The 26,103-nt window shown below is 71.4% G+C and carries 26 protein-coding genes and 1 tRNA gene; 17 read left to right on the forward strand and 10 right to left on the reverse strand.

From position 1 onward, the window contains the following. The first annotated feature begins 130 nt into the window (after nucleotides 1-130). The 6 genes from IE255_RS23635 (at nucleotide 131) to IE255_RS39290 (ending at nucleotide 8,268) form a co-directional block, all read left to right on the forward strand. Complete coding sequence (locus tag IE255_RS23635; RefSeq protein ID WP_190052378.1) at nucleotides 131-2,497, forward strand: SulP family inorganic anion transporter; 2,367 nt, start codon at nucleotides 131-133, stop codon at nucleotides 2,495-2,497. A gap of 322 nt (nucleotides 2,498-2,819) precedes the next feature. After that, complete coding sequence (gene acs, locus IE255_RS23640) at nucleotides 2,820-4,775, forward strand: acetate--CoA ligase (RefSeq protein ID WP_190052379.1); 1,956 nt, start codon at nucleotides 2,820-2,822, stop codon at nucleotides 4,773-4,775. 200 nt (nucleotides 4,776-4,975) lie between these two features. Further along, nucleotides 4,976-6,415, forward strand: coding sequence for a Na+/H+ antiporter NhaA (nhaA, locus tag IE255_RS23645; protein WP_190052380.1), 1,440 nt, complete (start codon nucleotides 4,976-4,978; stop codon nucleotides 6,413-6,415). 120 nt (nucleotides 6,416-6,535) lie between these two features. After that, a complete protein-coding gene (locus tag IE255_RS23650) occupies nucleotides 6,536-7,024 on the forward strand; it encodes a phage holin family protein (RefSeq protein ID WP_190052381.1) in 489 nt (162 codons plus the stop codon). Continuing rightward, on the forward strand, nucleotides 7,021-7,959 hold the full coding sequence (locus IE255_RS23655) for an alpha/beta fold hydrolase (protein ID WP_190052382.1): 939 nt from the start codon (nucleotides 7,021-7,023) through the stop codon (nucleotides 7,957-7,959). The genes IE255_RS23650 and IE255_RS23655 overlap by 4 nt, the downstream gene beginning before the upstream one ends. Nucleotides 7,960-8,085: 126 nt before the next feature. Continuing rightward, nucleotides 8,086-8,268, forward strand: a complete 183-nt coding sequence (locus tag IE255_RS39290; protein WP_229906534.1) for a hypothetical protein — start codon at nucleotides 8,086-8,088, stop codon at nucleotides 8,266-8,268. Nucleotides 8,269-8,322: 54 nt separating this feature from the next. Here IE255_RS39290 and IE255_RS23660 read toward each other — a convergent pair whose 3' ends face one another. Together IE255_RS23660 and IE255_RS23665 are read right to left on the reverse strand one after the other, a co-directional pair. Continuing rightward, nucleotides 8,323-9,522 (reverse strand): MarP family serine protease, encoded by a 1,200-nt coding sequence (locus IE255_RS23660; RefSeq protein WP_190052383.1) that lies wholly within the window; start codon nucleotides 9,520-9,522, stop codon nucleotides 8,323-8,325. Between the two features lie 13 nt (nucleotides 9,523-9,535). Next, nucleotides 9,536-10,231: an NUDIX hydrolase gene (locus tag IE255_RS23665; RefSeq protein ID WP_190052384.1), complete on the reverse strand. Its 696-nt coding sequence runs from the start codon at nucleotides 10,229-10,231 to the stop codon at nucleotides 9,536-9,538. Nucleotides 10,232-10,307: 76 nt separating this feature from the next. Between IE255_RS23665 and IE255_RS39935 the strand changes: the two genes are divergently transcribed. Further along, nucleotides 10,308-10,436: a hypothetical protein gene (locus IE255_RS39935; RefSeq protein ID WP_267974478.1), complete on the forward strand. Its 129-nt coding sequence runs from the start codon at nucleotides 10,308-10,310 to the stop codon at nucleotides 10,434-10,436. A gap of 543 nt (nucleotides 10,437-10,979) precedes the next feature. Here the strand turns inward: IE255_RS39935 and nth are convergent. After that, complete coding sequence (nth, locus tag IE255_RS23670; protein WP_190052607.1) at nucleotides 10,980-12,104, reverse strand: endonuclease III; 1,125 nt, start codon at nucleotides 12,102-12,104, stop codon at nucleotides 10,980-10,982. Nucleotides 12,105-12,379: 275 nt separating this feature from the next. Between nth and IE255_RS23675 the strand changes: the two genes are divergently transcribed. Both IE255_RS23675 and IE255_RS23680 read left to right on the forward strand, forming a co-directional pair. Continuing rightward, nucleotides 12,380-13,054, forward strand: a complete 675-nt coding sequence (locus tag IE255_RS23675) for a Crp/Fnr family transcriptional regulator (RefSeq protein WP_031115987.1) — start codon at nucleotides 12,380-12,382, stop codon at nucleotides 13,052-13,054. A gap of 120 nt (nucleotides 13,055-13,174) precedes the next feature. Then, on the forward strand, nucleotides 13,175-13,996 hold the full coding sequence (locus IE255_RS23680) for a nucleotidyltransferase domain-containing protein (RefSeq protein ID WP_190052385.1): 822 nt from the start codon (nucleotides 13,175-13,177) through the stop codon (nucleotides 13,994-13,996). 14 nt (nucleotides 13,997-14,010) lie between these two features. Here IE255_RS23680 and IE255_RS23685 read toward each other — a convergent pair whose 3' ends face one another. The 4 genes from IE255_RS23685 to sp36 form a co-directional block, all read right to left on the reverse strand. Beyond that, entirely contained in the window at nucleotides 14,011-14,841 is an 831-nt protein-coding gene (locus IE255_RS23685) for an MBL fold metallo-hydrolase (protein WP_190052386.1), read from the reverse strand. Beyond that, nucleotides 14,838-15,716, reverse strand: a complete 879-nt coding sequence (locus IE255_RS23690) for an NUDIX hydrolase (protein ID WP_190052387.1) — start codon at nucleotides 15,714-15,716, stop codon at nucleotides 14,838-14,840. Before IE255_RS23690 ends, IE255_RS23685 begins: the two co-directional genes overlap by 4 nt. Nucleotides 15,717-15,797: 81 nt before the next feature. Continuing rightward, the gene (locus IE255_RS23695; protein WP_031115991.1) at nucleotides 15,798-16,259 is read right to left on the reverse strand and encodes a RidA family protein; all 462 of its coding nucleotides are present in this window, start codon (nucleotides 16,257-16,259) and stop codon (nucleotides 15,798-15,800) included. Further along, nucleotides 16,259-16,417, reverse strand: coding sequence for a Sp36 family protein (gene sp36, locus IE255_RS23700; RefSeq protein WP_003991873.1), 159 nt, complete (start codon nucleotides 16,415-16,417; stop codon nucleotides 16,259-16,261). The genes IE255_RS23695 and sp36 overlap by 1 nt, the downstream gene beginning before the upstream one ends. 130 nt (nucleotides 16,418-16,547) lie before the next feature. Between sp36 and bagA the strand changes: the two genes are divergently transcribed. Together bagA and bagB are read left to right on the forward strand one after the other, a co-directional pair. Then, entirely contained in the window at nucleotides 16,548-17,525 is a 978-nt protein-coding gene (gene bagA, locus IE255_RS23705; RefSeq protein WP_190052388.1) for an ATPase BagA, read from the forward strand. A 70-nt stretch (nucleotides 17,526-17,595) separates the two neighbouring features. Then, complete coding sequence (gene bagB, locus IE255_RS23710) at nucleotides 17,596-19,017, forward strand: ATPase BagB (protein ID WP_190052389.1); 1,422 nt, start codon at nucleotides 17,596-17,598, stop codon at nucleotides 19,015-19,017. Nucleotides 19,018-19,159: 142 nt separating this feature from the next. On the opposite strand, the gene wblA is transcribed toward bagB, so the two are convergent. Continuing rightward, a complete protein-coding gene (wblA, locus tag IE255_RS23715; RefSeq protein WP_190052608.1) occupies nucleotides 19,160-19,498 on the reverse strand; it encodes a transcriptional regulator WblA in 339 nt (112 codons plus the stop codon). Nucleotides 19,499-19,906: 408 nt separating this feature from the next. On the opposite strand from wblA, the gene IE255_RS23720 reads away from it, so the two are divergent. Further along, complete coding sequence (locus IE255_RS23720) at nucleotides 19,907-22,207, forward strand: transglycosylase domain-containing protein (protein ID WP_190052390.1); 2,301 nt, start codon at nucleotides 19,907-19,909, stop codon at nucleotides 22,205-22,207. Nucleotides 22,208-22,339: 132 nt separating this feature from the next. Here IE255_RS23720 and IE255_RS23725 read toward each other — a convergent pair whose 3' ends face one another. Further along, nucleotides 22,340-22,804, reverse strand: a complete 465-nt coding sequence (locus IE255_RS23725; protein ID WP_190052391.1) for a GatB/YqeY domain-containing protein — start codon at nucleotides 22,802-22,804, stop codon at nucleotides 22,340-22,342. A 135-nt stretch (nucleotides 22,805-22,939) separates the two neighbouring features. Between IE255_RS23725 and IE255_RS23730 the strand changes: the two genes are divergently transcribed. From IE255_RS23730 to IE255_RS39295, 5 genes are all read left to right on the forward strand, one after another. Then, nucleotides 22,940-23,866 carry a metallophosphoesterase gene (locus tag IE255_RS23730; RefSeq protein WP_190052392.1) on the forward strand — a complete coding sequence of 309 codons (927 nt, stop codon included), beginning with the start codon at nucleotides 22,940-22,942 and terminating at the stop codon, nucleotides 23,864-23,866. Nucleotides 23,867-23,979: 113 nt separating this feature from the next. Further along, entirely contained in the window at nucleotides 23,980-24,750 is a 771-nt protein-coding gene (locus tag IE255_RS23735) for a Pr6Pr family membrane protein (RefSeq protein WP_190052393.1), read from the forward strand. Nucleotides 24,751-24,797: 47 nt separating this feature from the next. Beyond that, nucleotides 24,798-24,871, forward strand: a tRNA-Pro gene (locus tag IE255_RS23740). A 154-nt stretch (nucleotides 24,872-25,025) separates the two neighbouring features. Beyond that, a complete protein-coding gene (locus IE255_RS39940) occupies nucleotides 25,026-25,151 on the forward strand; it encodes a hypothetical protein (protein WP_267974477.1) in 126 nt (41 codons plus the stop codon). Nucleotides 25,152-25,304: 153 nt separating this feature from the next. Then, nucleotides 25,305-25,700, forward strand: coding sequence for a DUF5994 family protein (locus IE255_RS39295; RefSeq protein ID WP_229906572.1), 396 nt, complete (start codon nucleotides 25,305-25,307; stop codon nucleotides 25,698-25,700). Here the strand turns inward: IE255_RS39295 and IE255_RS23745 are convergent. Beyond that, nucleotides 25,669-26,067: a DUF5994 family protein gene (locus IE255_RS23745; RefSeq protein ID WP_190052394.1), complete on the reverse strand. Its 399-nt coding sequence runs from the start codon at nucleotides 26,065-26,067 to the stop codon at nucleotides 25,669-25,671. The genes IE255_RS39295 and IE255_RS23745 overlap by 32 nt on opposite strands. Nucleotides 26,068-26,103: the final 36 nt, after the last annotated feature.

Consider the following 26,103-nt stretch of genomic DNA (forward strand, 5'->3'; position numbering starts at 1 on the left):
TGCATTACGATCCGTTTACCGAGCGTTGATTTATCCCGCCGATTTACGCCGTGACCCACGGCCGCGAGAACCCCGCCCCGAGCGGGACCCCAGTTACGCGACCGCGCAGCCCCGGAGGAGACGGGAAACCATGTCAGCCTGCGTTCCCACCCGTGCCGCCGATCCGAACCGGACCGAGCGGACCCATCCACCCCACAGTCCGCCGCCGACCGGCCCCCGCCGCTTCCGTATCGCGGGTGCCGACGTGTCGGCTTCGATCGCGGTCTTCCTGATCGCCCTGCCCTTGTCCCTGGGCATCGCCCTCGCCACCGGCGCACCCCTCCAGGCCGGCCTCGTCGCCGCCGCCGTGGGCGGGCTCGTCGCCGGACGGCTCGGCGGCTCCCCGCTCCAGGTGAGCGGACCGGCCGCCGGACTCACCGTCGTCACCGCCGACCTCATCCAGCGCTTCGGCTGGCGGACGACCTGCGCCATCACCATCCTCGCCGGCCTGGCCCAGCTCGGCCTGGGCTGCCTGCGCGTGGCCCGCGGCGCCCTCGCCGTCAGTCCCGCGATCGTGCACGGCATGCTCGCCGGGATCGGCGTCACCATCGCCGTCGCCCAGCTGCACATCGTGCTCGGCGGCACACCGCAGAGCTCGGTCCCCGACAACCTCCGAGCCCTGCCGGCCCAGTTGGCGGACCTGCGCCCGGCGTCCGTGTCGGTGAGCGCGCTGACCCTGGCGCTGCTGCTGCTCTGGCCGAGACTGCCCGGCCGGGCCGGACGCCTGCTGCGCAAGGTCCCGGCCGCGCTCGTCGCCGTCGCCGGAGCCACCGCGGCCGCCGCCCTCGCCGGTCTGCGCCTGCCCAAGGTCGACCTGCCGTCCTGGAGCAACCACGCGCTGGCCGGGCTGCCCGAGGGCCCCGTCCTCGGCCTCGCCGCCGCCGTGCTCACCACCACGCTGGTGTGCAGTGTGCAGTCGCTGCTCGGCGCGGTCGCCGTGGACAAGCTGGTGGCCGGCCGCCCGGGCCTGCCCGGCCATGTCAGGCGCTCCGACCTCGATCGCGAGCTGCTCGGGCAGGGCGCCGCCAACATCGCCTCCGGCTCGCTCGGCGGACTGCCCATCGCCGGTGTGGCCGTGCGGACTTCGGCGAATGTGAACGCGGGCGCGGTGAGCCGGAACTCCACGATGCTGCACGGCGTTCTCGTAGTGATCGCCGCGCTGCTGATGGTCCCGATCCTGGAGCTCATCCCGCTCGCCTCGCTCGCCGCCCTGGTGATGGCCGTCGGCATCCAGATGGTGTCCCTGCACCACATCCGCACGGTGACGCGCCACCGAGAAGTGTGGGTCTACGCCGTCACGACCCTCGGCGTGGTCCTCCTCGGCGTCCTTCAGGGCGTGGCGCTGGGCATCGCCATGGCCGTCGGCGTCGCCCTGCACCGCCTCACCCGCACGCGCATCACGCACACGGAGAGGGAAGGAGTCCATCACGTACACGTCAGAGGACAGTTGACGTTCCTCGCGGTGCCACGGCTCAGCCGGGCCCTGCATCTCGTGCCCCACGGCGCCGACACCGTCGTCGAGCTGGACGGGTCGTTCATGGACCACGCGGCGTACGAGACGCTCCAGGACTGGCAGAAGACGCACACCGCGCAGGGCGGCACCGTAGAGATCACCGGCCGGCACCCCGGCACGCGCATCTCCGAACCCGCGGCCGTCGCCGACTGTCGCTGCCGACCCTGGACGGCCTGGCGCAACCACCAGTGCGAAGGCTCGCAGTCCGCACCCCCCTCCGAGCAGGACACGGAGGGGTCGGACGGCCCCGATCCGGACCCGGCGGGTTCCGGCGCGGCCGACGGGCATGAACTGGCGCGTGGCATCAGCGCCTTCCAGCGCAACACCGCACCCCTGGTGCGCAGCGAGCTGGCCCGGCTGGCGCGCGAGGGGCAGCGGCCCTCGCAGCTCTTCCTGACCTGCGCCGACTCACGACTGGTCACGTCGATGATCACCTCCAGTGGTCCGGGCGACCTGTTCGTCGTGCGCAACGTGGGCAACCTCGTCCCCCGTCCGGGCGAGGAGTGCGGCGACGACTCGGTGTCGGCCGCGATCGAGTACGCCGTGGACGTGCTGGGTGTGCGGTCCATCACGGTGTGCGGGCACTCGGGCTGCGGCGCCATGCAGGCCCTGCTCAACTCCGAGCCCGGCGCCCGGACACCGCTGAAGCGGTGGCTGCGGCACGGGCTGCCGAGCCTGGAGCGCATGACCGACGGCAGCCGGCCGCCGGGCACGCTGGCCGGCCGGGTGCCCGAGGACGTGGTCGAGCAGCTCTGCCTGGCCAACGTGGTCCAGCAGTTGGAGCACCTGCGCGCCCACGACTCGGTGGCCCGGGCCCTGAAGGAGGGCGCCCTGGTGCTCCAGGGCATGTACTTCCACGTGGGCGAGGCCGAGTCGTACCTGCTCACCGAGACGGACGGCGGCGGCGTCTTCGACCGCGTACGGGAGTCGGACCTGACGGCCTGAGCCGGGCGCCTGCCCGGGTGCGCGGCGCCCGCGGGGCCGCGCACCCGGTCGCCCGCGCAGCGATACACCCCGTCGCCTGCGCGGCGCGTGCCGTCGGGCGCCGACCGGCCGCCACGGCACCCGGCCCGCCGAAGGTCACGTGACCGGCGTTACACGCATGAACTTTCCCTGGTCGGCGTCCGTGGGTACGGATGACCCCGGCCGCCGACATCACCGCCCGGACAGGTCTAAACCAATCGGCGGTCGACCCTTGTCATCGCACCCCCGGGTCTGATGAGCTGTGGCCTGGGACACAACGGACACCCTGGGAAAGGCAGATGCCGTGAGCAATGAAAGCCTGGCCAACCTCCTGAAGGAGGAGCGACGCTTCGCGCCGCCCGCTGACCTGGCCGCGAACGCCAATGTCACGGCGGAGGCGTATGAACAGGCCAAGGCTGACAGGCTCGGCTTCTGGGCCGAGCAGGCCCGCCGGCTGACCTGGGCCAAGGAGCCCACCGAGACCCTCGACTGGTCGAACCCGCCGTTCGCCAAGTGGTTCAAGGACGGCGAACTCAACGTCGCCTACAACTGCGTCGACCGGCATGTGGAGGCCGGGCACGGCGACCGGGTCGCCATCCACTTCGAGGGCGAGCCCGGCGACAGCCGCGCGATCACCTACGCCGAGCTCAAGGACGAGGTCTCCAAGGCGGCCAACGCCCTGCTGGAGCTGGGAGTTCAGGCCGGGGACCGGGTCGCCGTCTACATGCCGATGATCCCCGAGACGGCGATCGCGATGCTGGCCTGCGCCCGGATCGGCGCCGCGCACTCGGTCGTCTTCGGCGGCTTCTCCTCGGACGCGCTCGCCACCCGTATCCAGGACGCCGACGCGCGCGTGGTCATCACCTCCGACGGCGGCTACCGGCGCGGCAAGCCGTCCGCGCTCAAGCCGGCGGTGGACGAGGCCGTCGACAAGGCGGGCAACGTCGAGCACGTCCTGGTGGTGCGCCGCACGGGCCAGGACGTCGCCTTCACCGAGGGCCGCGACGTGTGGTGGCACGACCTCGTCGGGCGGCAGAGCGCGGAGCACGCCCCGCAGGCGTTCAACGCCGAGCACCCGTTGTTCATCCTGTACACCTCGGGCACCACGGGTAAGCCGAAGGGCATCCTGCACACCTCCGGCGGCTACCTCACCCAGGCCGCCTACACCCACCACGCCGTCTTCGACCTCAAGCCGGAGACCGACGTGTACTGGTGCACCGCCGACGTCGGCTGGGTGACCGGCCACTCGTACATCGTCTACGGCCCGCTCGCCAACGGCGCGACGCAGGTCATGTACGAGGGCACGCCCGACACCCCGCACCAGGGCCGCTTCTGGGAGATCGTCCAGAAGTACGGCGTGACGATCCTCTACACCGCGCCGACCGCGATCCGTACGTTCATGAAGTGGGGCGACGACATCCCCGCCAAGTTCGACCTGTCCAGCCTGCGGGTGCTGGGCTCGGTGGGCGAGCCGATCAACCCCGAGGCGTGGATCTGGTACCGCAAGAACATCGGCGGCGACCGCACCCCGATCGTGGACACCTGGTGGCAGACCGAGACCGGCGCGATGATGATCACCCCGCTGCCGGGTGTGACCGCGACCAAGCCCGGCTCGGCGCAGACCCCGCTGCCCGGCATCTCCGCGACGGTCGTCGACGACGAGGCCAACGAGGTGCCCAACGGCGGTGGCGGCTACCTGGTGCTGACCGAGCCGTGGCCGTCGATGCTGCGCACCATCTGGGGCGACGACCAGCGGTTCATCGACACGTACTGGTCGCGCTTCGAGGGCAAGTACTTCGCCGGCGACGGTGCCAAGAAGGACGACGACGGTGACATCTGGCTGCTCGGCCGGGTCGACGACGTCATGCTCGTCTCCGGGCACAACATCTCCACCACCGAGGTCGAGTCCGCGCTCGTCTCCCACCCCTCGGTCGCCGAGGCGGCCGTGGTCGGCGCGGCGGACGAGACGACCGGGCAGGCGATCGTCGCCTTCGTGATCCTGCGCGGTACGGCCTCCGAGACCGAGACCCTGGTCGACGAGCTGCGCGCGCACGTCGGCAGCGCCCTCGGCCCGATCGCCAAGCCCAAGCGGATCCTGCCGGTGGCCGAGCTGCCCAAGACCCGCTCCGGCAAGATCATGCGCCGACTACTGCGGGACGTCGCCGAGAACCGCCAGCTGGGTGACGTCACCACGCTGACGGACTCCACGGTCATGGACCTCATCCAGGCCAAGCTGCCCGCCGCGCCCAGCGAGGACTGATCACGGCACGGGCATAGCGAAGCGGACGAAGGGCACCCGGTGGTCGGCACCCCGGGTGCCCCTTCCGTACCCGTGGCGCGGATCACCGGATGCGCGCGGCCATACGTTTAGCTAATCTAAGAAAAACAAGTGCTCCATGGTGCGCCGGGAAGTCTGGTCGGCATGTGTTCAGCCCTGCCCACCGACCGGAGGTCTCCCCCGTGACCGCGCCCCGCACCGCCACCACCACCCGCAAGATCCTCGGGCGGCTGTCCCTCCCCGAGCGGACGTACGTGGCGGACGCGCTGCGCACCGAGACGGTCGGTGGTGTGCTGCTGCTCGCCGCCGCGGTCACCGCGCTGCTGTGGGCGAACATCCCCGCACTGCACGACAGCTACGAGAGCGTCGCCCACTTCCACTTCGGCCCCGCCGCCCTCGGCCTCGACCTGTCGGTGGCGCACTGGGCCGCCGACGGACTGCTCGCGATCTTCTTCTTCGTCGCCGGCATCGAACTCAAACGCGAACTCGTCGCGGGTGATCTGCGCGACCCCAAGGCCGCCGCGCTCCCGGTCGTCGCCGCCCTGTGCGGCATGGCCGTACCCGCGCTCGTCTACACCCTCACCAATGTCACCGGCGGCGGCTCCCTGTCCGGCTGGGCCGTGCCCACCGCCACCGACATCGCCTTCGCCCTCGCCGTGCTCGCCGTCATCGGCACGTCCCTGCCGAGCGCGCTGCGCGCCTTCCTGCTCACGCTCGCCGTCGTCGACGACCTCTTCGCGATCCTGATCATCGCGGTCTTCTTCACGGACCGGCTGAACTTCGCCGCGCTCGGCGGCGCCGTCGCCGGCCTCGTCGTCTTCTGGCTGCTGCTGCGCAAGGGCGTACGCGGCTGGTACGTGTACGTGCCGCTCGCGCTGGTCGTCTGGGCGCTGATGTACAACAGCGGCATCCACGCCACCATCGCCGGTGTCGCCATGGGCCTGATGCTGCGCTGCCACCGCCGCGAGGGCGAGGCCCACTCCCCCGGCGAGCACATCGAGCACCTCGTACGGCCCCTGTCGGCGGGCCTGGCCGTACCGCTGTTCGCGCTGTTCAGCGCCGGTGTGTCCGTGTCCGGCGGGGCAGTGGCCGACGTGTTCACCAAGCCGGAGACCCTCGGTGTCGTCCTCGGGCTCGTCCTCGGCAAGGCGCTCGGCATCTTCGGCGGGACCTGGCTGACGGCCCGTTTCACCCGGGCCTCGCTGAGCGACGACCTCGCCTGGGCGGACGTGTTCGCGGTGGCGAGTCTCGCCGGCATCGGCTTCACCGTCTCGCTGCTCATCGGCGAACTCGCCTTCGACGGCGATCAGGTGATGACCGACGCGATCAAGACCGCCGTGCTGTTCGGCTCGCTCATCGCGGCGACACTCGCGACCGTCCTGCTGAAAATCCGGAACGCCAAGTACCGCCGCCTGTGGGAGGCGGAGGAGCGCGACGAGGACGCCGACGGCATCCCGGACATCTACGAGGAGGACGATCCGGCCTACCATCTGCGCCTGGCCGACCGGTACGAGCGCAAGGCCGCCGAACACCGCCGCATCGCCCAGGAGAAGGCAGCGGCGCGGCACGGGCTTGCCGAAGTACCGGGCGGGGCAGGCGATGACCGCGACGGTCCGGCATGATCTGACGAGACGGTACAAAAGACGGGACCGTACGCAGTCAGGCCCTGCCCAGTCGGACGACTGCGGCGAGTCAGGCAGAGGACGCGGAAATCGGACCGTACGCAGAAGAGGGAGACCGCGATGAGCGCACCCGACGGCAGCCCGGTCGGCGCCGAACGCAGCATCGGCCAGCTGTTCGCCTCGGCGACGGCGGAAATGTCGGCGCTGGTGCACGACGAGATCGCGCTGGCGAAGGCGCAGCTCAAGCAGGACGTCAAGCGCGGCGCGACCAGCGGCGGCGCCTTCTCGATGGCGGGCGCGGTGCTGCTGTTCTCCCTGCCGATGCTGAACTTCGCGCTGGCGTACGGCATCCGCACCTGGAGCGACTGGAACCTGGCGATCTGCTTCCTGCTGTCCTTCGCGGCGAACGTGCTGGTCGCGCTCGTGCTCGCGCTGATCGGCGTGGTCTTCGCGAAGAAGGCCAAGAAGAGCAAGGGCCCGCAGAAGGTCGCCGCCTCGATGAAGCAGAGCGCGGGCGTCCTGCAGAAGGCCAAGCCGCACCCGCGCCCGGAGCTCACGCAGGACCGGGTCCCCGAAGCCATCGAGGCTGTGGCACGCTCGTCGTCATGACGGACCCCGCCACACCCCCGGCACAACCGGCCTCGGCCGTACTCCTGGACGGCCCCTGGAGCCACCGCGACGTCGCCGCCAACGGCGCCCGTTTCCACATCGCCGAGCTGGGCGACGGGCCGCTGGTGCTGCTGCTGCACGGCTTCCCGCAGTTCTGGTGGACCTGGCGGCACCAGCTGGTGGCGCTGGCCGACGCGGGGTTCCGGGCCGTCGCCATGGACCTGCGGGGCGTCGGGGGCAGCGACCGCACGCCGCGCGGCTACGACCCCGCCAACCTCGCGCTCGACGTCACCGGGGTCATCCGCTCGCTCGGCGAGCCGGACGCCGCGCTGGTCGGCCACGACCTCGGCGGATACCTCGCGTGGACGGCCGCCGCGATGCGGCCCAAGCTGGTGCGGCGGCTGGCTGTCGCGTCCATGCCGCATCCGCGGCGCTGGCGCTCGGCCATGCTCAGAGACGTCAAGCAGAGCCGCGCCGGTTCACACATCTGGGGGTTCCAGCGGCCCTGGATCCCGGAGCGTCAGCTCACCGCCGACGACGGGGCGCTCGTGGCCCGGCTGATCGAGGAGTGGTCCGGGCCACGCCCGCCGGAGGACGAGGCGCTGGAGAACTACCGCCGCGCCATGTGCATCCCCTCCGCGGCGCACTGCGCGGTCGAGCCGTACCGCTGGATGGTGCGGTCCCTGGCCCGCCCGGACGGCATCCAGTTCAACCGCCGGATGAAGCGGCCCGTGCGCGTGCCGACCCTCCATCTGCACGGCTCGCTCGACCCCGTGATGCGCACGCGCAGCGCGGCCGGCTCCGGCGAGTACGTCGAAGCCCCGTACCGCTGGCGGCTGTTCGACGGGCTCGGCCACTTCCCGCACGAGGAGGACCCCGTCGCGTTCTCCTCGGAGCTCATCAACTGGCTGCGGGATCCCGAACCCGATCGGTGACCGGAGGACCGCACGCGGTATCCGAAGTGAACGCTTGTCCTACGAACGGCCACTTGCCCGGCGCATAGGCCAATTGGACGCCCCGGGAGCGGTTATCGACCATGTGCCAGGGGCACACGTCGGGGTATGGGCTGGACGCACGACTACAGTGACGCAAGCCGCAATCGCCGCTCGGCGGGCGGCGCGAACTCCCACCAGCGAGGCGGTGCACCGCAGATGGCGGGGGCGGACCCCAGGGTCGGGATCCCGCGCATCCTCCGCCGCCGGGCCCGCTGGGTCTCCGTACGTCTGCGCCATACACGCGACTGAGGCGTCACCCGCGCGAGTGACGCGCGGGCCGACCCGCCCCTCCCAGGGCTGCTCCTAGAGCGCGCAGCTGTCGCTGCCCACCTGCTGGTTGGCGGTGCGCCCCTTGGTGATGTCCTCCTGGATCTCGTCCACGGTGAGCGCGTACCCCGTCTCGGCGTCGTCGAGGGACTTGGCGAAGACCACGCCGTAGACCCTGCCGTCGGGGGTGAGCAGCGGGCCGCCGGAGTTGCCCTGGCGGACGGTCGCGTAGAGGGAGTAGACGTCGCGGCGGACCGTGCCGCGGTGGTAGATGTCCGGGCCGTTGGCCGTGATGCGGCCACGCACGCGTGCGGCGCGCACGTCGTACGCCCCGTTCTCCGGGAAGCCCGCGACGATCGCGTTGTCGCCGCTGCCCGCGTCCGTCGAGGTGAACCGCAGCGCGGGCGCCTTGAGGTCCGGCACGTCGAGTACGGCGATGTCGCGCCGCCAGTCGTACAGCACGACCTTGGCGTCGTACTTCCTGCCCTCGCCGCCTATCTGCACGGTCGGCTCGTCGACACCGCCCACGACGTGCGCGTTGGTCATCACGCGGCGGTCGGCGAACACGAAGCCGGTGCCCTCCAGCACCTTGCCGCAGCTCGGGGCCGTGCCCATGACCTTGACGATGGAGCGCTGGGCGCGGGTCGCGACCGGACTGTTCGCCAGGGCCGGGTCTGGGGGCTGGACGTCGGTGATCGGCTCGTTCGAGAACGGGCTGAAGACCTGCGGGAAGCCGTTCTGCGCGAGGACGGAGGAGAAGTCCGCGAACCAGGTGGCGGCCTGGTCGGGCAGCGCCTGCGAGACGCCCTGGAGCACCTTGGAGTTGCGGACCTCCTTGCCGAGCGTCGGCAGCGTGGTGCCCGCGAGGGCCGAGCCGATCAGCCAGGCGACCAGGAGCATCGCCACGACGTTGACCAGCGCGCCGCCGGTCGCGTCGAGGGCCCGGGCCGGGGACCAGGTGATGTGCCGGCGCAGCTTGTTGCCGAGGTGGGTGGTGAGGGCCTGGCCGACGGAGGCGCAGACGATGACGACGACGACCGCGACGACGGCGGCGGTCGTGCTCACCTCCGCGTTGTCCGTGAGCGCGTCCCAGATGACGGGCAGCGCGTAGACCGCGACGAGACCGCCGCCCAGGAAGCCGATCACCGACAGGATGCCGACGACGAAGCCCTGGCGGTACCCGACGACCGCGAACCACACGGCGGCGACCAGCAACAAGATGTCCAGCACGTTCACGGAGGCCACCCTGTCATGCGCGCCAGTCGAGCGGGACCTGCTTCTCGCGGTCCCAGGGCCGCTCCCAGCCCGCGTAGTGCAGCAGCCGGTCGATGATTCCGGCCGTGAAACCCCAGACAAGGGCTGATTTGACCAGAAATGCCGGGCCTTGGTGGCCACTGGGGTGAAGAGTGGTGGCTCTGTTGGCGGGATCCGTGAGATCCGCCACGGGGACGGTGAAGACTCTGGCGGTTTCGTTCGGGTCGACGACTCCGACCGGGCTCGGTTCGCGCCACCAGCCGAGCACCGGCGTGACCACGAAGCCGCTGACCGGGATGTACAGCCTGGGCAGGACACCGAAGAGCTGGACGCCGGCGGGGTCGAGGCCGGTCTCCTCCTGCGCCTCGCGCAGGGCCGCCCGCAGCGGTCCGTCGCCCCTCGGGTCGCCGTCCTCCGGGTCGAGGGCGCCGCCCGGGAAGGAGGGCTGCCCCGCGTGCGCACGCAGGGAGCTCGCGCGCTCCATGAGCAGCAGCTCCGGACCGCGCTCGCCCTCCCCGAAGAGGATCAGCACGGCGGACTGGCGCCCGGCGCCGTCCTCCGGCGGCAGGAAGCGGCTCAGCTGCCTCGGCCGCACCGTCTCCACGGCGTGCACCACCGGGTCCAGCCAGGCGGGCAGGCCCTCCTTGCTCAGCGTCACCGGGCCGCCCTGTGTGTCGCTCGCACGCGTCATCGCCACCCCCGTCGTCCTGCCGCTTCCAACGCGCGACGCCCCCGAGATCGTTCCGCGCAGGGCCACGGTCCCCTGTGTGGGGGACCTGCCGGGGTACCGGGGCGGCGCGCGCGGCTCGTACGGCTGCCGGGGCGGCTCGTACGGCTGCCGGGACGGCTCGTACGGCTGCCGGGACGGCTCGTGCGGCTGCCGGGACGGCTCGTAGGGCTGCCCAGGCGGTCTGTACGGCTGTCGACGGGGCTCGTACCGCTGCCGGGGCGGCTTGCACGGCTGCCGAAGGGGCTCGTATCGCTGCCGGAGCGGCCTGCACGGCTGCCGAGGGGACTCGCACCGCCGCCGGAGCGGCCCGCACGGCTGCCGAGGGGACTCGCACCGCCGCCGGAGCGGCCCGCACGGCTGCCGAGGGGACTCGCACCGCCGCCGGAGCGGCCCGCACGGCTGGGGCGGCTCCTACCGGTGCCGGAGCGGCTGATCGGGCGCTGCGGGCGGGTCGTCGGGGTGCCCTGGCGGGCCCTCGGGCTGCCAGGTCGGGCCATCGGGCTCTCCGAGCGGTCCATCGGCTCATCCACGCGGGCCGTCGGGCTCTCCGAGTGGGCCGTCGGACTCTCCGAGCAGGTCATACGGCTGCTCGGGCGGACCATCACGCTGCCCAGGCGACCCGCGCCGCTGCCCGGGCAACCCACGCCGCCACTCGGGCGACCCACCCCGCTGCCCGGCCTCGGGCAGGCCGTCCCGCTGGTCGGGCGGCTCATCCGGCCCCCAGCGGCGGCGCCGGCCTGCCGCCCGCGTCCAGGTACGCCTGCGGGGGCCTCAGGCGCTGGCCGGGGAAGCCGCCCTTCTCGTACTTGAGGAGCTTCTTCGCCTTCTCGGGGTCGGTCTCGCCCTCGCCGTACGCCGGGCAGAGCGGGGCGATCGGGCAGGCGCCGCAGGCGGGCTTGCGGGCGTGGCAGATGCGGCGGCCGTGCCAGATCACGTGGTGCGAGAGGTCCGTCCAGTCGCTCTTCGGGAAGAGCGCGCCGACGGCGGCCTCGATCTTGTCCGGGTCGGTCTCCGCGGTCCACTGCCAGCGGCGCACCAGGCGCTGGAAGTGCGTGTCCACGGTGATGCCGGGCCGCCCGAAGGCGTTGCCGAGCACGACGAACGCGGTTTTGCGGCCGACGCCGGGCAGCTTGACCAGGTCCTCCAGCCGGCCCGGGACCTCACCGCCGAAGTCCTCCACCAGGGCCTTGGACAGCCCTATGACCGACTTCGTCTTGGCCCGGAAGAAACCGCACGGGCGGAGGATCTCCTCCACCTCCTCCGGGTTGGCGGCGGCCAGGTCCTCGGGGGTGGGGTACTTGGCGAACAGGGCGGGTGTCGTCTGGTTGACGCGCAGGTCGGTGGTCTGGGCGGACAGCACCGTGGCGACCACCAGCTGGAAGGGGTTGTCGAAGTCCAGCTCGGGGTGCGCGTACGGGTAGACCTCGGCGAGCTCGCGGTTGATACGGCGGGCGCGGCGGACCAGGGCGGTACGCGACTCGTCACCCGGCGGGTGGACGACGGTCCTGGCGGGGGCGGTGCCCTTGACCCGGGCGGTGGCCTTCTTGGGCGCGACGGTGACCTTCTTGGCGACGGGCGCCTTCTTCACAGCGGGTTTAACAGCCGGCTTCACAGCCGGCTTCCCGGCGGCGGTTGCCCGGGAGGCAGACGCTTTGGAAGCCGGCGCCTTGGCAGCGGCCTTCTTCGCGGCGGCCTTCTTCGCAGATGCCTGCTTGCCCGCGGCCCCGCCCTTCTTGGCAGGCGGCTTCTTCGCCGGCGTCGGCTTCCCGGAAGGCGCCGCCTTCCCTGTCGCTTTCGCCGTTTTCCTACCGCCATCGGGGCCCTGTTCGCCCACAGCGGAATCGCGACGTACAACCACCCGCGCAGCCCCCTCGGCCTGTGCTCTCACCGGCGATTTGGACACCCGGCCAGCCTAAGGCCAGCCACCGACATCCGCCCCGGCCCCTGAAGATCGGCGTCCAATTGGACCCCTGCCGCGTACCCCGGGACACCTGTGCGGCATCCTTGTGACAGATCACACTGTTTGGACGGTCCGGCAAAATGGGCACCACGGTGCCCTGGTACGCGGGGGCGCAAGATCCCCTGAGCAGGTCGAAAGGGAGAGAACTCGTGGACGACGTTCTGCGGCGCAATCCGCTCTTCGCGGCGCTCGATGACGAGCAGGCCGCGGAGCTCCGCGCCTCCATGAGTGAGGTGACCCTCGCCCGCGGTGACTCACTGTTCCACGAGGGCGACCCCGGCGACCGCCTGTACGTGGTCACCGAGGGCAAGGTCAAGCTCCACCGCACGTCCCCCGACGGCCGCGAGAACATGCTCGCCGTGGTCGGCCCCGGCGAGCTCATCGGCGAGCTGTCGCTGTTCGACCCGGGCCCTCGCACGGCGACCGCCACGGCGCTGACCGAGGTGAAGCTGCTCGGCCTCGGCCACGGCGACCTCCAGCCCTGGCTGAACGCCCGCCCCGAGGTGGCCTCGGCGCTCCTGCGCGCCGTCGCGCGCCGGCTGCGCAAGACCAACGACGCGATGTCCGACCTCGTCTTCTCGGACGTCCCGGGCCGCGTCGCCCGCGCCCTGCTGGACCTGTCCCGCCGGTTCGGCGTGCAGTCCGAGGAGGGCATCCACGTCGTCCACGACCTCACGCAGGAGGAGCTGGCCCAGCTGGTCGGCGCGTCCCGCGAGACGGTCAACAAGGCCCTGGCGGACTTCGCCCAGCGCGGCTGGCTGCGCCTGGAGGCCCGCGCGGTGATCCTCCTGGACGTGGAACGCCTCGCCAAGCGCTCACGCTGACGCGCACGCGCCCCTGGCCGTACGTCGTCGGGCCCTGTCTCCTCGCGGGACGGGGCCCGACGTCGTACGCGGCACGAAAAACAAGCCGCGCCGCGGTCCCTTTCACGGCACAGTGACCGCATGGCCGGAACCGCTCATCGCCCGGGACTCGACGCGGAGGGCTTCATCGCCCGGGAGGGCTCCCTCGCGCGCGTGCCCGACGTCTTCCGTCCGGTCGTCGCCGCCGCCCGGGACCGGCTGGCCGGCGTGTTCGGGGCGCGGCTGCACAGCGCGTACCTCTACGGGTCGATTCCGCGCGGCACCGCGCGCGTGGGACACAGCGACCTCGACCTGTTGCTCGCCCTGCGCGAGGAGCCGACCGACGCGGACCGGGCCGAGGCCCGTGCCCTCGGTGCGGCGCTGGACGAGGAGTTCGAGCAGCTCGACGGGCACGGGACGCTGCTGTTCAGCCGGGCGCGGCTGCTGAGCGACCTGGAGCGGTACGACCTGGCCTGGTTCGTCGCCTGCCTGTGCACTCCGCTGCTGGGCGAGGACCTGGCCGCGCGGCTGCCGCGCTACCGCCCCGACTCGCTGCTGGCCCGCGAGACCAACGGCGATCTGCACCTGCTCCTGCCCCGCTGGCGCCGGCGGATCGCTGAGGCGGACGACACTGCGGAGGCCCGTCGTCCGCTCGTCCGCTTCATGTCCCGGCACCTCGTGCGTACGGGCTTCACCCTGGTCATGCCCCGCTGGAACGGCTGGACGAGCGACCTGCGGGAGATGGCGGAGGCGTTCGCCGGGTACTACCCGGAGCGCGCCGAGCAGATGCGGGGCGCGGCCGTCCTGGGGCGGGAGCCGACGGGGGACGCCGCCGTGCTCAGGTCGTACGTCGACGATCTCGGGCCGTGGCTCGCCGCCGAGTACGCGCGCGTGCACGGCGTCAAAGCGCCCCGTCCCGCATGAGGGTGTGCGGGTGTCTAGATGAGCCCGTGCTCCTCCAGATAGTCCAGCTGCGCCCGTACCGACAGCTCGGCCGCCGGCCACAGAGAGCGGTCCACGTCGGCGTAGACGTGGGCGACGACCTCGGCCGGGGTCCCGTAGCCGTCCTCGACGGCCGTTTCGACCTGGGCCAGGCGGTGGGCGCGGTGGGCGAGGTAGTACTCGACGGCGCCCTGGGCGTCCTCCAGGACCGGGCCGTGGCCCGGCAGGACCGTGTGGACGCCGTCGTCGACCGTGAGGGACCTGAGGCGCCGCAGGGAGTCCAGGTAGTCGCCGAGGCGGCCGTCGGGATGGGCCACGACCGTCGTGCCGCGGCCCAGGATCGTGTCGCCCGTCAGGACCGCCTGGTCCGCCGGGAGGTGGAAGGAGAGGGAGTCGGCGGTGTGGCCGGGAGTCGGTACGACCCTCAGTTCGAGGCCACCTGTGGTGATCACGTCTCCGGCGGCCAGGCCCTCGTCGCCCAGCCGCAGCGCCGGGTCGAGGGCACGCACGCGCGTGCCGGTCAGTTCCGCGAACCGGGCGGCGCCCGCCGCGTGGTCGGGGTGGCCGTGGGTCAGCAGGGTCAGGGCGACGCGCTTGCCGGCCTGCTCGGCGGTGGCGACGACACGGCGCAGGTGTCCTTCGTCCAGCGGCCCCGGGTCGACCACCACGGCCAGGTCCGAGCCGGGCTCGGACAGGATCCAGGTGTTCGTGCCGTCCAGGGTCATCGCCGACGGGTTGGGGGCCAGGACGTTGACGGCCCGGGCGGTGGCGGGACCCGTGAGGACCCCGCCCCGGGGCTGGCCGGGAAGGGCTGCTGCGTCCGTCATGCGGTGGCTCCACCGGTCGGGGCGGTCGGGATGTGCTTGGTGAACTCGTCGTGGCCCGGCCAGGAGAGCACGATCTCGCCGTCCACCAGGCGGGCGGTGGCCAGGACGGGCGTGAGGTCACGCCCTGGGGCGGCCGCGAGCGCCTGGGCGGCCGTCTCGTACGCCGTCAGCTGCCGCAGGGTCGCGATGGTCGGCGGCATCATCAGCAGCTCGCCCTTGTCGTATCCGGCGGCCGCCTCGCCGGGCCCGATCCACACCGTGCGGTCGGCCTCCGTGGAGGCGTTGCGGGTGCGCTGCCCCTTAGGGAGCGCGGCCACGAAGAACCAGGTGTCGTAGCGGCGGGCCTCGAACTCCGGGGTGATCCAGCGGGTCCAGGCGCCGAGCAGGTCGGAGCGCAGCACCAGGCCGCGGCGGTCCAGGAACTCCGCGAAGGACAGGTCCCGGGCGACCAGGGCGGCACGGTCCGCCTCCCAGCCGGCGCCGGTGGTGTCGCCGACGACCGAGTCCGGTGCCGGGCCGGCGAGCAGCACGCCCGCCTCCTCGTACGTCTCCCGTACGGCCGCGCAGACGATCGCCTGGGCCGCCGTCTCGTCGACGCCGAGCCGGTCCGCCCACCACGCGCGCGTGGGGCCCGCCCAGCGGACGTGGTGGTCGTCGTCGCGCGGGTCGACGCCGCCGCCCGGATACGCGTACGCGCCCCCGGCGAAGGCCATGGAGGCGCGTCGGCGCAGCATGTGGACGGCCGGGCCGCTGCCGGTGTCCTTCAGGAGCATGACGGTGGCCGCGCGCTTCGGGGTCACCGGGGTGAGGGTGCCGGCCGCGAGCGCGCGGATCCGTTCCGGCCACTCCGGGGGGTACCACTGACCGTTCGCCATGGGCGCGAGGCTATCCCGTGACGGGCGGATGTTCGAGTGGCCCCGGGGGAGCGATTCCGCAGCTCGGGCCGTCGAAAAGGGCTACGCGAGCTCCACCTGGATCTCGACCTCCACCGGCGCGTCCAGCGGCAGCACCGCCACGCCCACCGCGCTGCGCGCGTGCACGCCCTTGTCGCCGAGGACCTCGCCGAGCAGCTCGCTCGCGCCGTTGAGCACCGCGGGCTGGCCCGTGAAGTCCGAGGCCGAGGCCACGAACCCGACGACCTTCACCACCCGCGCGATGCGGTCCAGGTCACCGGCGACGGACTTGACGGCGGCCAGGGCGTTCAGCGCACACGTGCGTGCCAGCTCCTTGGCCTCCTCCGGCGTGACCTCCGCACCGACCTTGCCGGTGACCGGAAGCTTGCCGTCCACCATCGGCAGCTGCCCGGCGGTGTAGACGTACGGCCCGGACTGCACGGCCGGCTGGTACGCGGCGAGCGGCGGGACGACGTCGGGCAGGCTCAGGCCGAGCTCGGCCAGCTTCGCCTCGACGGCGCCCACTACTGCTTCTCCCGCTTCAGATAGGCCACGAGCTGCTCGGGGTTGTTCGGCCCGGGCACGACCTGGACGAGCTCCCAGCCGTCCTCGCCCCAGGTGTCCAGAATCTGCTTCGTGGCGTGGACGAGCAGCGGCACGGTTGCGTATTCCCACTTGGTCATGCGGCCGACTCTAGCCGCTGCCGCAGAGGGGTCACGCGGCCGACCACGCCCCCGGGCGCCCGCCCTCCACGACGACGGTTATCCACAGCCTCCCGCGTAGTCCGGGCGCGGACTGGTTAGGCTCGAATACGTGAGCAGGCTCCAGGTCGTCAGCGGCAAGGGCGGTACCGGTAAGACCACGGTGGCCGCGGCCCTAGCGCTGGCCCTGGCCACGGAGGGGAAGCGGACGCTTCTCGTCGAGGTCGAGGGCCGCCAGGGCATCGCGCAGCTCTTCGAGACCGAAGCGCTGCCTTATGAGGAGCGGAAGATCGCCGTCGCTCCCGGGGGCGGGGAGGTGTACGCGCTGGCCATCGACCCCGAACTGGCCCTTCTGGACTACCTCCAGATGTTCTACAAGCTGGGCAGCGCCGGACGGGCCCTGAAGAAGCTCGGCGCGATCGACTTCGCCACCACCATCGCGCCCGGCCTGAGGGACGTCCTCCTGACCGGCAAGGCGTGCGAGGCGGTGCGCCGCAAGGACAAGAGTGGCCGGTTCGCGTACGACTACGTCGTCATGGACGCGCCGCCCACCGGGCGCATCACGCGCTTCCTGAACGTCAACGACGAGGTCGCCGGCCTCGCCAAGATCGGCCCGATACACAATCAGGCCCAGGCCGTGATGCGGGTGCTGAAGTCGCCGGAGACGGCCGTGCACCTGGTGGCGCTGCTGGAGGAGATGCCCGTCCAGGAGACCGTGGACGGCATCGCCGAGCTGCGGTCGGCGCGGCTGCCGGTGGGGCGGATCATCGTGAACATGGTGCGGCCGGAGGTGTTGGACGCGGCCGACCTGGAACTCGTCCGGACGGTCCCGCGTTCCACAGTCGCGCGGTCGCTGTCGTCCGCCGGGCTCGGCGGGGCGCGGCGCGGCGGGCACGCCGAGCGGCTGGTGGACCCGCTGCTCACCCAGGCCGAGGAGTACGCCGAGCGGTACGCGCTGGAGCACGAGCAGCGGGCGGTCCTCACCGAACTGGGCCTGCCGCTGCACGAACTGCCGCTGTTCGCCGAGGGCATGGACCTGGCGGGGCTGTACGAGCTGGCCCGTGAGCTGCGCGAGCAGGGCGTGTCGTGAGCCGGTCATGTACAGGGCTCCGGCCCGCCACACAGGCAAGGCCCGTCACGAGTCGGAAGCAGGGGATGTCATGAGCCGTCCGGACCCGGCCCACACGCACGACCCGGCCCGCCACCACCTCGCCCCCGCGCGCGTGCTCGACGTCGACCCGCTGCTTCAGGACCCGAAGACCCGGATCGTGGTCTGCTGCGGCTCCGGCGGGGTCGGCAAGACCACGACCGCGGCGGCTCTGGGCCTGCGCGCGGCCGAGCGGGGCCGCAAGGTGGTCGTGCTCACGATCGACCCTGCTCGCCGGCTCGCCCAGTCCATGGGCATCGACTCCCTCGACAACACCCCGCGCCGGGTGAAGGGCATCGACGACTCCGCGGGCGGCGAGCTGCACGCGATGATGCTCGACATGAAGCGCACCTTCGACGAGATCGTCGAGGCGCACGCGGACCCCGAGCGGGCGGCCGCCATCCTGAACAACCCCTTCTACCAGTCGCTCTCGGCGGGCTTCGCGGGCACGCAGGAGTACATGGCGATGGAGAAGCTCGGTCAGCTGCGCGCCCGGGACGAGTGGGACCTGATCATCGTCGACACCCCGCCGTCCCGCTCGGCACTGGACTTCCTCGACGCGCCCAAGCGGCTCGGGTCGTTCCTGGACGGCCGGCTGATCCGGCTGCTGACGGCACCGGCGAAGCTGGGCGGCCGCGCCGGGATGAAGTTCCTGAACGTCGGGATGTCGATGATGACCGGCACCCTGGGCAAGCTGCTCGGCGGCCAGCTCCTCAAGGACGTCCAGACGTTCGTCTCCGCGATGGACACCACCTTCGGCGGCTTCCGCACGCGCGCGGACGCGACGTACAAGCTGCTCCAGGCGCCCGGGACGGCGTTCCTCGTGGTCGCGGCCCCGGAGCGGGACGCGCTGCGCGAGGCCGCGTACTTCGTGGAACGCCTGGCCGCGGAGGACATGCCGCTCGCCGGGCTCGTGCTCAACCGGGTGCACGGCAGCGGCGCCGACCGGCTGTCGGCCGAGCGGGCGCTCGCCGCCGCGGAAAATCTTGAGGACTCCCGCATTGTGGATCAGGAGGGCGGGAAAGCTGGACTTCGTAACTCTCCCGACACGTACGGCAGTTCAGACTCTCCCACGCACGAAACCCCAGCTCCGGCCGCTGCCGAGGCCTCTGACGGTGGCTCCCCCGCCGAGGACGACGCCGAGCACGCCGAGCGTTCCGTAGACCAACTGACGGCAGGCCTGCTGAGGCTGCACGCCGATCGTATGCAGCTGCTCTCCCGTGAGCAGCGCACGCGTGACCGCTTCACCGCGCTCCACCCCGAGGTGGCCGTGACGGAAGTGGCCGCGCTGCCCGGCGACGTGCACGACCTCGCGGGACTGCGCGACATCGGCGACCGGCTCGCGGCCGACGAACGCGAGCTGCCCGCCGCGTCCGCCCTGCCCGGCGCGACCCGGCCGCCCGAGGAGGACACCCGGCCCGAGGCGAGCGCCTGACGGGCAGTCCGGCGATGCCAAAACGCAGTCCGGCAACGCCAAAGGGCAGTCTGCCGACGCCAAAAGGCAGTCCGGCGATGCCGAAGCGGCCAAAGGGCCCGTCAAGGTCCCTGAGACGTGCGGAGAACCTGGAGGGAACTCCTCAGCTGACCGCAGCGTAGTTCTCGTAGACCTCGTCGTCGTCGAGAGGCACGACACCCGTACCACGCTCGTACTCCGTGCGCGCGGTCTCCAGCAACCGGCGCCAGGAGGTCACCGTGGGCCGCCTGCGCAGCAGTGCGCGGCGCTCACGCTCCGTCATGCCTCCCCACACGCCGAACTCGACGCGGTTGTCGAGCGCGTCGGCCAGGCACTCCGTGCGCACCGGGCATCCGGTGCACACCGCCTTGGCCCTGTTCTGCGCTGCTCCTTGAACGAACAGTTCATCCGGATCGGTAGTGCGGCAGGCCGCCTGCGCACTCCAGTCGGTTACCCAGCCCATACCGGCGCCGTCCTCTCCCGAATCGAGGCTCCCCCACGGCGGCAGCGGCATATTCACCGCCGCCAGTTGAGGACGTTACGGAAGGTGGGCACAGCGCAACACCCCCAGCGGGCCCAATCTTGAATGGCCCGAACGGACTATGGGTAAGCGGCAGATCACCCGGGGGAGTGAGCTGGCGACATACGTAACCTTCCTGGCAAACCAGGACAGTTCAGTTGCGTCACAACGGACGCCGTATGACGCACAAGGCGAATTCGGACACGACCCCGCCAAGAAAGTTGGGGAACACCCGGAACGATTCGGGGTCGCCGGACGTATTGATACGTGGCCTCACTGCTGTGACAGTTGAGAGCAGCTTAGGCCAAGGCATATACGCCTGTCCGGCGAATGAGAACGTAGGCTGCCCTCATGCCAAAGAAGCGCTCGGGCGGTGGTCTGTCTCCCACGCAGCAGGCCGCCAAGTTCCTCGGTGTCAGTGTCCTCGCGGGGGCCGTGCTGGCCGGCATCGCGCTGCCCGCGGTGGGCGCGCTGGGCCTGGCGGCGAAGGGATCGGTCGAGAGCTTCGACGAGCTCCCGGCCAACCTCAAGACCCCGCCCCTGAGTCAGCGCACCACCATCCTCGACGCGGACGGCGGGCAGATCGCCACGGTCTACTCGCGCGACCGCACGGTGGTCCCCCTCAAGGACATCGCGCCCTCCATGCAGAAGGCGATCGTCGCGATCGAGGACTCGCGCTTCTACCAGCACGGCGCGGTCGACCTGAAGGGCGTCCTGCGGGCCCTCAACAAGAACGCGCGCAGCGGTGAGGTCGCCCAGGGCGCCTCAACCCTGACGCAGCAGTACGTGAAGAACGTCTTCGTCGAGGAGGCGGGCGACGACCCGACGAAGGTCGCGCAGGCCACCCAGCAGACCATCGGCCGCAAGATCCGCGAGCTGAAGTACGCGATCCAGGTCGAGGAGGAGCTCGGGAAGAAGAAGATCCTCGAGAACTACCTCAACATCACGTTCTTCGGCCAGCAGGCCTACGGCGTCGAGGCCGCGGCCCGGCGCTACTTCTCCAAGTCCGCCAAGGACCTGAACCTCCAGGAGTCGGCCCTCCTCGCCGGCATCGTCCAGTCGCCCAGCCGGTACGACCCGGTCAACGACGAGGCGGAGGCCACCAAGCGCCGCAACACCGTGCTGCAGCGGATGGCCGAGGTCGGCGACATCTCCCGGGCCCAGGCCGCCGAGGCGATGAAGGCGCCGCTGGGCCTGAAGGTCAGCAAGCCGCGGAACGGCTGCATCACGGCGGTCAAGGGCGCGGGCTTCTTCTGCGACTACGTGCGCGAGGTCTTCCTGACCGACCCGGTCTTCGGCAAGACCAGGGAGGCCCGGGCGAAGGTCTGGAACCAGGGCGGTCTCACCGTCCGCACCACCATGGACCCGCAGGCGCAGGACGCGGCGCAGCGGTCCATCAAGGACCATGTCTACAAGAGCGACCCGGTGGCCACCGCCGCCACCCTCGTCGAACCCGGCACCGGCAAGATCCTCGCCATGGGCCAGTCGCGTCCGTACGGCTTCAAGAAGAACGAGACGCAGATCAACCTCTCGGTCGACCAGGGGATGGGCGGCGGCATGGGCTACCAGCCCGGTTCGACGTTCAAGCCGATCGTGGCCGCCGCCGCCCTGGAGGACGGCATGCCGGCCAACAAGGTGTACTCCTCGCCGTACCAGATGCCGTACCCGAGCCCGGTCGCGGCCTGCGGCGGCAAGAAGTGGGTGAACGACCGCAACAACCCGGCCAAGCTCGAGAACGAGAACGAGACGGAGGTCGGCCCGTACGACATGAAGGAGGCGACCGCCAAGTCGGTCAACACCTACTACGTGCAGATGATCAGCGACATCGGCATCTGCCCGGTGACGACGATGGCGAAGAAGATGGGCGTCGTGCGGGCCGACGGCGACAAGATGCCCCAGGTGCCCTCCATCGCCCTCGGCACGCAGGAGATGTCCCCGCTGACCATGGCGAACGCGTACGCGACCTTCGCCTCGCGCGGCATGTACTGCACGCCGGTCGCCATCGAGTCGGTCAGCCAGCGCGTCGGCGACCAGACCAGGAAGCTGGAGGTCCCGAAGTCGACCTGCTCGCGCGCGATGTCGGAGAACACGGCCGACACCATCAACGCGCTGCTGAAGGGCGTCGTCGAGGACGGTACGGGCAGGAAGGCCGGTCTGGGAGACGGCCGTGACAGCGCCGGCAAGACCGGTACGACGGACGAGCGCTACGCAGCCTGGTTCGTGGGCTACACGCCGAACATGGCCGGTGCGGTGTGGGTCGGCGACCCCGCGCACAAGCGGAAGATGGTGAACATCACCATCGGCGGACGGCCGCACGACAAGGTCTTCGGCGGCGAGGTCCCCGGCCCCATCTGGAAGGACATGATGTACGGGGCGCTGGAGGGCAAGCCCGTCGAGAACTTCAACACCGTCCACATCCCCGACGGCATCGACCGCGACCGGGACCGGGGCGACGGCGACGGTGGCGGTGACGGCCGCGACGACGGGAACAACGGTGACAACGCCGGCGTCATCGGCGGCCTGGTCGGCGGCAACAACAACGGCGGCGGGGGCGGCAATCCCTTCCCGACGCCTTCGTTCTCCATCCCCGAGGGCTTCTTCCGGGGGCAGGACAACGGAGGCGGGAACGGCAACGGTGGGCGGTTCGGCTGAGCCGGGGTGACCTCGGCAGGACCCCAGGGGCGTGACCCGACAGGGGCGGCCCCCTCCGACCCGGATGGGAAGGAGGGGGCCGCCCCTGTCTGCGAGCCGGTCGGCCAGGACCGGCGATGATCACCGGGCCGGTCAGCCGGCCAGCAGCTTCTTCACCGCGGCGGCGACACGGCCGCCCTCGGCCTGCCCGGCCACCTTCGGGTTCACGATCTTCATCACCGCGCCCATGGCCCGCGGCCCCTCCGCACCGGCCGCCTTCGCCTCCTCGACCGCCTGGGCCACGATCTGCTCCAGCTCCTCGTCGGACAGCTGCTTGGGCAGGTACGCGGCGAGCACCTCGCCCTCCGCCTTCTCCCGCTCGGCCTGCTCGGCGCGACCGCCCTGCGCGAAGGCATCGGCCGCCTCACGCCGCTTCTTCGCCTCGCGGGTGATCACCTTCTGCACCTCGTCGTCGGAGAGCTCGCGCTTCTCCTTGCCCGCGACCTCCTCCTTGGTGATCGCGGCGAGCGTCAGCCGGAGCGTCGAGGAGCGGAGCTCGTCGCGCTCCTTGATCGCGGCGTTGAGGTCATCCTGAAGCTTCGACTTGAGCGTGGTCATGGGGTCGATTGTCGCAGGTGCGGCAGGAAAGGCGCCCCTTGATTTAGGGGGTGGCGGGCTAAGGACCGGTGCCGGCAGGGCATTTCGCGCGGCGGCCGGGCGCGGGCCACCGGCCGGGTCTGACACGATGGTCGTATGCGCGCGCGATACGGAGTCCCCCTGGGAATCGCGGCGGCTGGCGCCGCCGGTCTGTTGTACGCGGCGGGCTTCGAGGCCCGCTCCTTCCGCCTGCGCCGGGTCACCGTCCCGGTCCTGCCCTCCGGGATGCGCCCCCTGCGCGTGCTCCAGGTCTCCGACATCCACATGGTCGGCGGCCAGCGCAAGAAGCAGCGCTGGCTGCGGTCCCTGGCGGGCCTGCGCCCCGACTTCGTGATCAACACGGGTGACAACCTCTCCGACCCGGAGGGCGTCCCGGAGGTCCTGGACGCGCTCGGCCCGCTGATGGAGTTCCCGGGCGCGTACGTCTTCGGCTCCAACGACTACTACGGCCCCAAGCTCCGCAACCCCGCCCGCTACCTGTTCGAGAAGGCCCAGGGCCGCCACGGACTCAACGGCAACCCGCCGGCCGTAGGCGTGGTGCACAACCCGTGGGAGGACCTGCGGGACGGTTTCGACGCGGCGGGCTGGCTCAACCTGACCAACACCCGCGGCACGCTCAAGATCGAGGGCGTCTCGGTGGAGCTGACGGGCCTGGACGACCCGCACATCAAGAGGGACCGCTACGAGCAGGTGGCGGGCGGCCCGTCCGACACGGCGGACTTCTCGATGGGCGTCGTCCACGCCCCGTACCTGCGCACGCTGGACGCCTTCACGGCCGACGCCTACCCCCTGATCCTGGCCGGCCACACCCACGGCGGCCAGCTGTGCATCCCCTTCTACGGCGCCCTGGTCACCAACTGCGACCTGGACACGGACCGGGTGAAGGGCCTGTCCACGCACACGTCGGAGGGCCGTACGGCGTACCTGCACGTGTCGGCGGGCTGCGGGACGAACCGCTACACGCCGGTACGGTTCGCGTGCCCGCCGGAGGCGACGTTGCTGACGTTGGTGGGGCGGGAGTAGGGAGCAGCCGAGGACATCGGTGGGGCGAGGTGAATCGGTAGGGCCGGGTAAGGGGTAACCCACACAGCGGCACCCACATCGCCCCCTTTGTCCGGTTCTGTCAGCGTGGGGGCATGACAGCCCCGATACCCAGGGACCTCCCGGACCTCCCCGCGATCCCGCGCAAGCCCGCACTCCGGCCCTCCCCCGTCCCCGCCACGGCCGTCGTCGCCCCGGTCCGCCGCCCCGCGGCCGCGACCTTCCGCCTGCTGGTCGCCCTCGCGGCGGCCGCGGGCGTGACCCTCGAACTGCTCCTCGGCGACCCGTCCCGGGTCCTGGGCTACTTCGCGATCCAGAGCAACATCCTGCTCGCCCTGGTCATGGCCCTCTCGGCCCGCCGCGCGTGGACGGCCAGCCGCCCCCTGCCCGGGTCCGTCCTGGGCGCGACCCTGCTCTACGTCGTCATCGCGGCCCTGGTCCACCACCTGCTCCTGGCGAACGAGGCGAGCCCCTTCTCCCTCACGGGCGCGGCCGCGGCCCCGACAGGCTGGCAGGCCCTGGCCCACCACACCCTCCACACGGTGATCCCGATCGCGGCCGTACTGGACTGGCTCCTGCTCACGACCCCCGGCCGCCTGCACCTGCGCCACGCCCCGACCTGGCTGCTCTACCCCCTGGCCTACCTGGCCTTCTCCCTCACCCGGGGCGAGCTGCTGCTCCCGGGCGCCCCCGACCGCTACCTCTACCCCTTCCTGGACGTCGGCCAGGACGGCTACAAGCGCGTCCTCGGCAACGCCCTCCTCCTGGGCCTCTCCTTCTACGCCCTGGCCGTCCTCCTCGTGGCCCTCGACCACGCCCGCCCGAACCCACTCCGCCACCCCTGGAAAACCGGATTTCGTCTCTAGCCACCGGTGGGCTAAAGTAAACGTCGTCGCCGCGACAGCAGCGACATCGGGGTGTAGCGCAGCTTGGCAGCGCGCTTCGTTCGGGACGAAGAGGTCGTGGGTTCAAATCCCGCCACCCCGACAGTGAAGTACCAGGTCAGGGGCCTGATCCAGTGAGTGGATCAGGCCCCTGACGGGTTTCCGAGGGGATCCAGCTCATGGAGACCGAGTCCACTCAGCCGCTCTCCGCCAGTGACGCGACTGGACTGGCCCGCCGCTGACGCCGGGAGGCTGACGTGGGGCTGTTTCTTCTGCTGCTCATCGTGGCGGTTGCGCTCGGCGTCATCGGGGCGCTCGGCAGGGACACGCTCTACCTGCTGATCATCGGAGTGATGGCCGGTCCGACCGGCCACCCCACCTGACGACACCGGACAACTGCCCTCGCGCAGAGGTCCGGAGATGGTTCGCGCGATGTCCGCGACCACCTCTCATCCCCGCTACGGGCCGTTCCCTTCAGGGCCACGACCGCGCGCCTCGCGCTGAAACCCGAGAGCCCTTCACCAGGGCACGCCGAACTGGACGGCGCCTGGTGGCTCCGTTCACGTGACCTGACACGCGAACTCTCCGCCTTGGCGGACGTGCTGGATCCGCTGTGGGGACGGATCACCCATATCGCTGTCAACCCGCGCCACTGGCCGATCCTCCGCGCAAGGTCTTCGTCCACGCCCATGTGGAAGGTCGGGTGGTTCAGTCCGGAGCAGGATCCGCACCGTGCCTACCGTTGCCCCCTCGGCCGCCCGGCTGATGGCCGCCGCGAGCACGAACACCGGGCCGCAGATGACCACGACCGCCCTCGTGACGGCGGAACGGGCCGGCGACACGTCCTCGTCGTACGAGGCCACCACCGGCCGGCCCGGGCCGACCGGTGGTGGGGCCGGGTCAGACGTGACCACTTGCCGCGGCCGCCATGAGCGGTTCCGCGGCCTCCTCGGTCGTATCCGGAGGCACGACCAGCAGGTCCCAGCGCCCCCGGCCGGGGGCGAGCAGGACGATGGTGTGCGGGGCGGATGGCGCCACGGTCCTGCTCAGTCGTACGACCTGGTTGAAGACGAGCATCCGGCCGGGCGCCGAGGACCACGCCGTCCCGTTGACCGTGACGCTCGTGATGTGGCCCCACGCGCGTGGCAACCCGGCGAGCAGCCTGGGGAGTTCGACGAGCAGGTCATACGAACGGGGCCACCACCCTCCGTCGATGGGCTGGGGCATGCCCCCGTGGGCAGCCAGGCGCAGGCGGAGGAGGGGATGGGAGGGAGGCGGGGGTTGCAGTGCGGTGGTCATGAAAGCTCCTGTCAACTGCCGTGCGGCGGCGGAGGT

It is taken from the genome of Streptomyces lomondensis, from assembly GCF_014651035.1.
Lineage (GTDB): Bacteria > Actinomycetota > Actinomycetes > Streptomycetales > Streptomycetaceae > Streptomyces > Streptomyces lomondensis.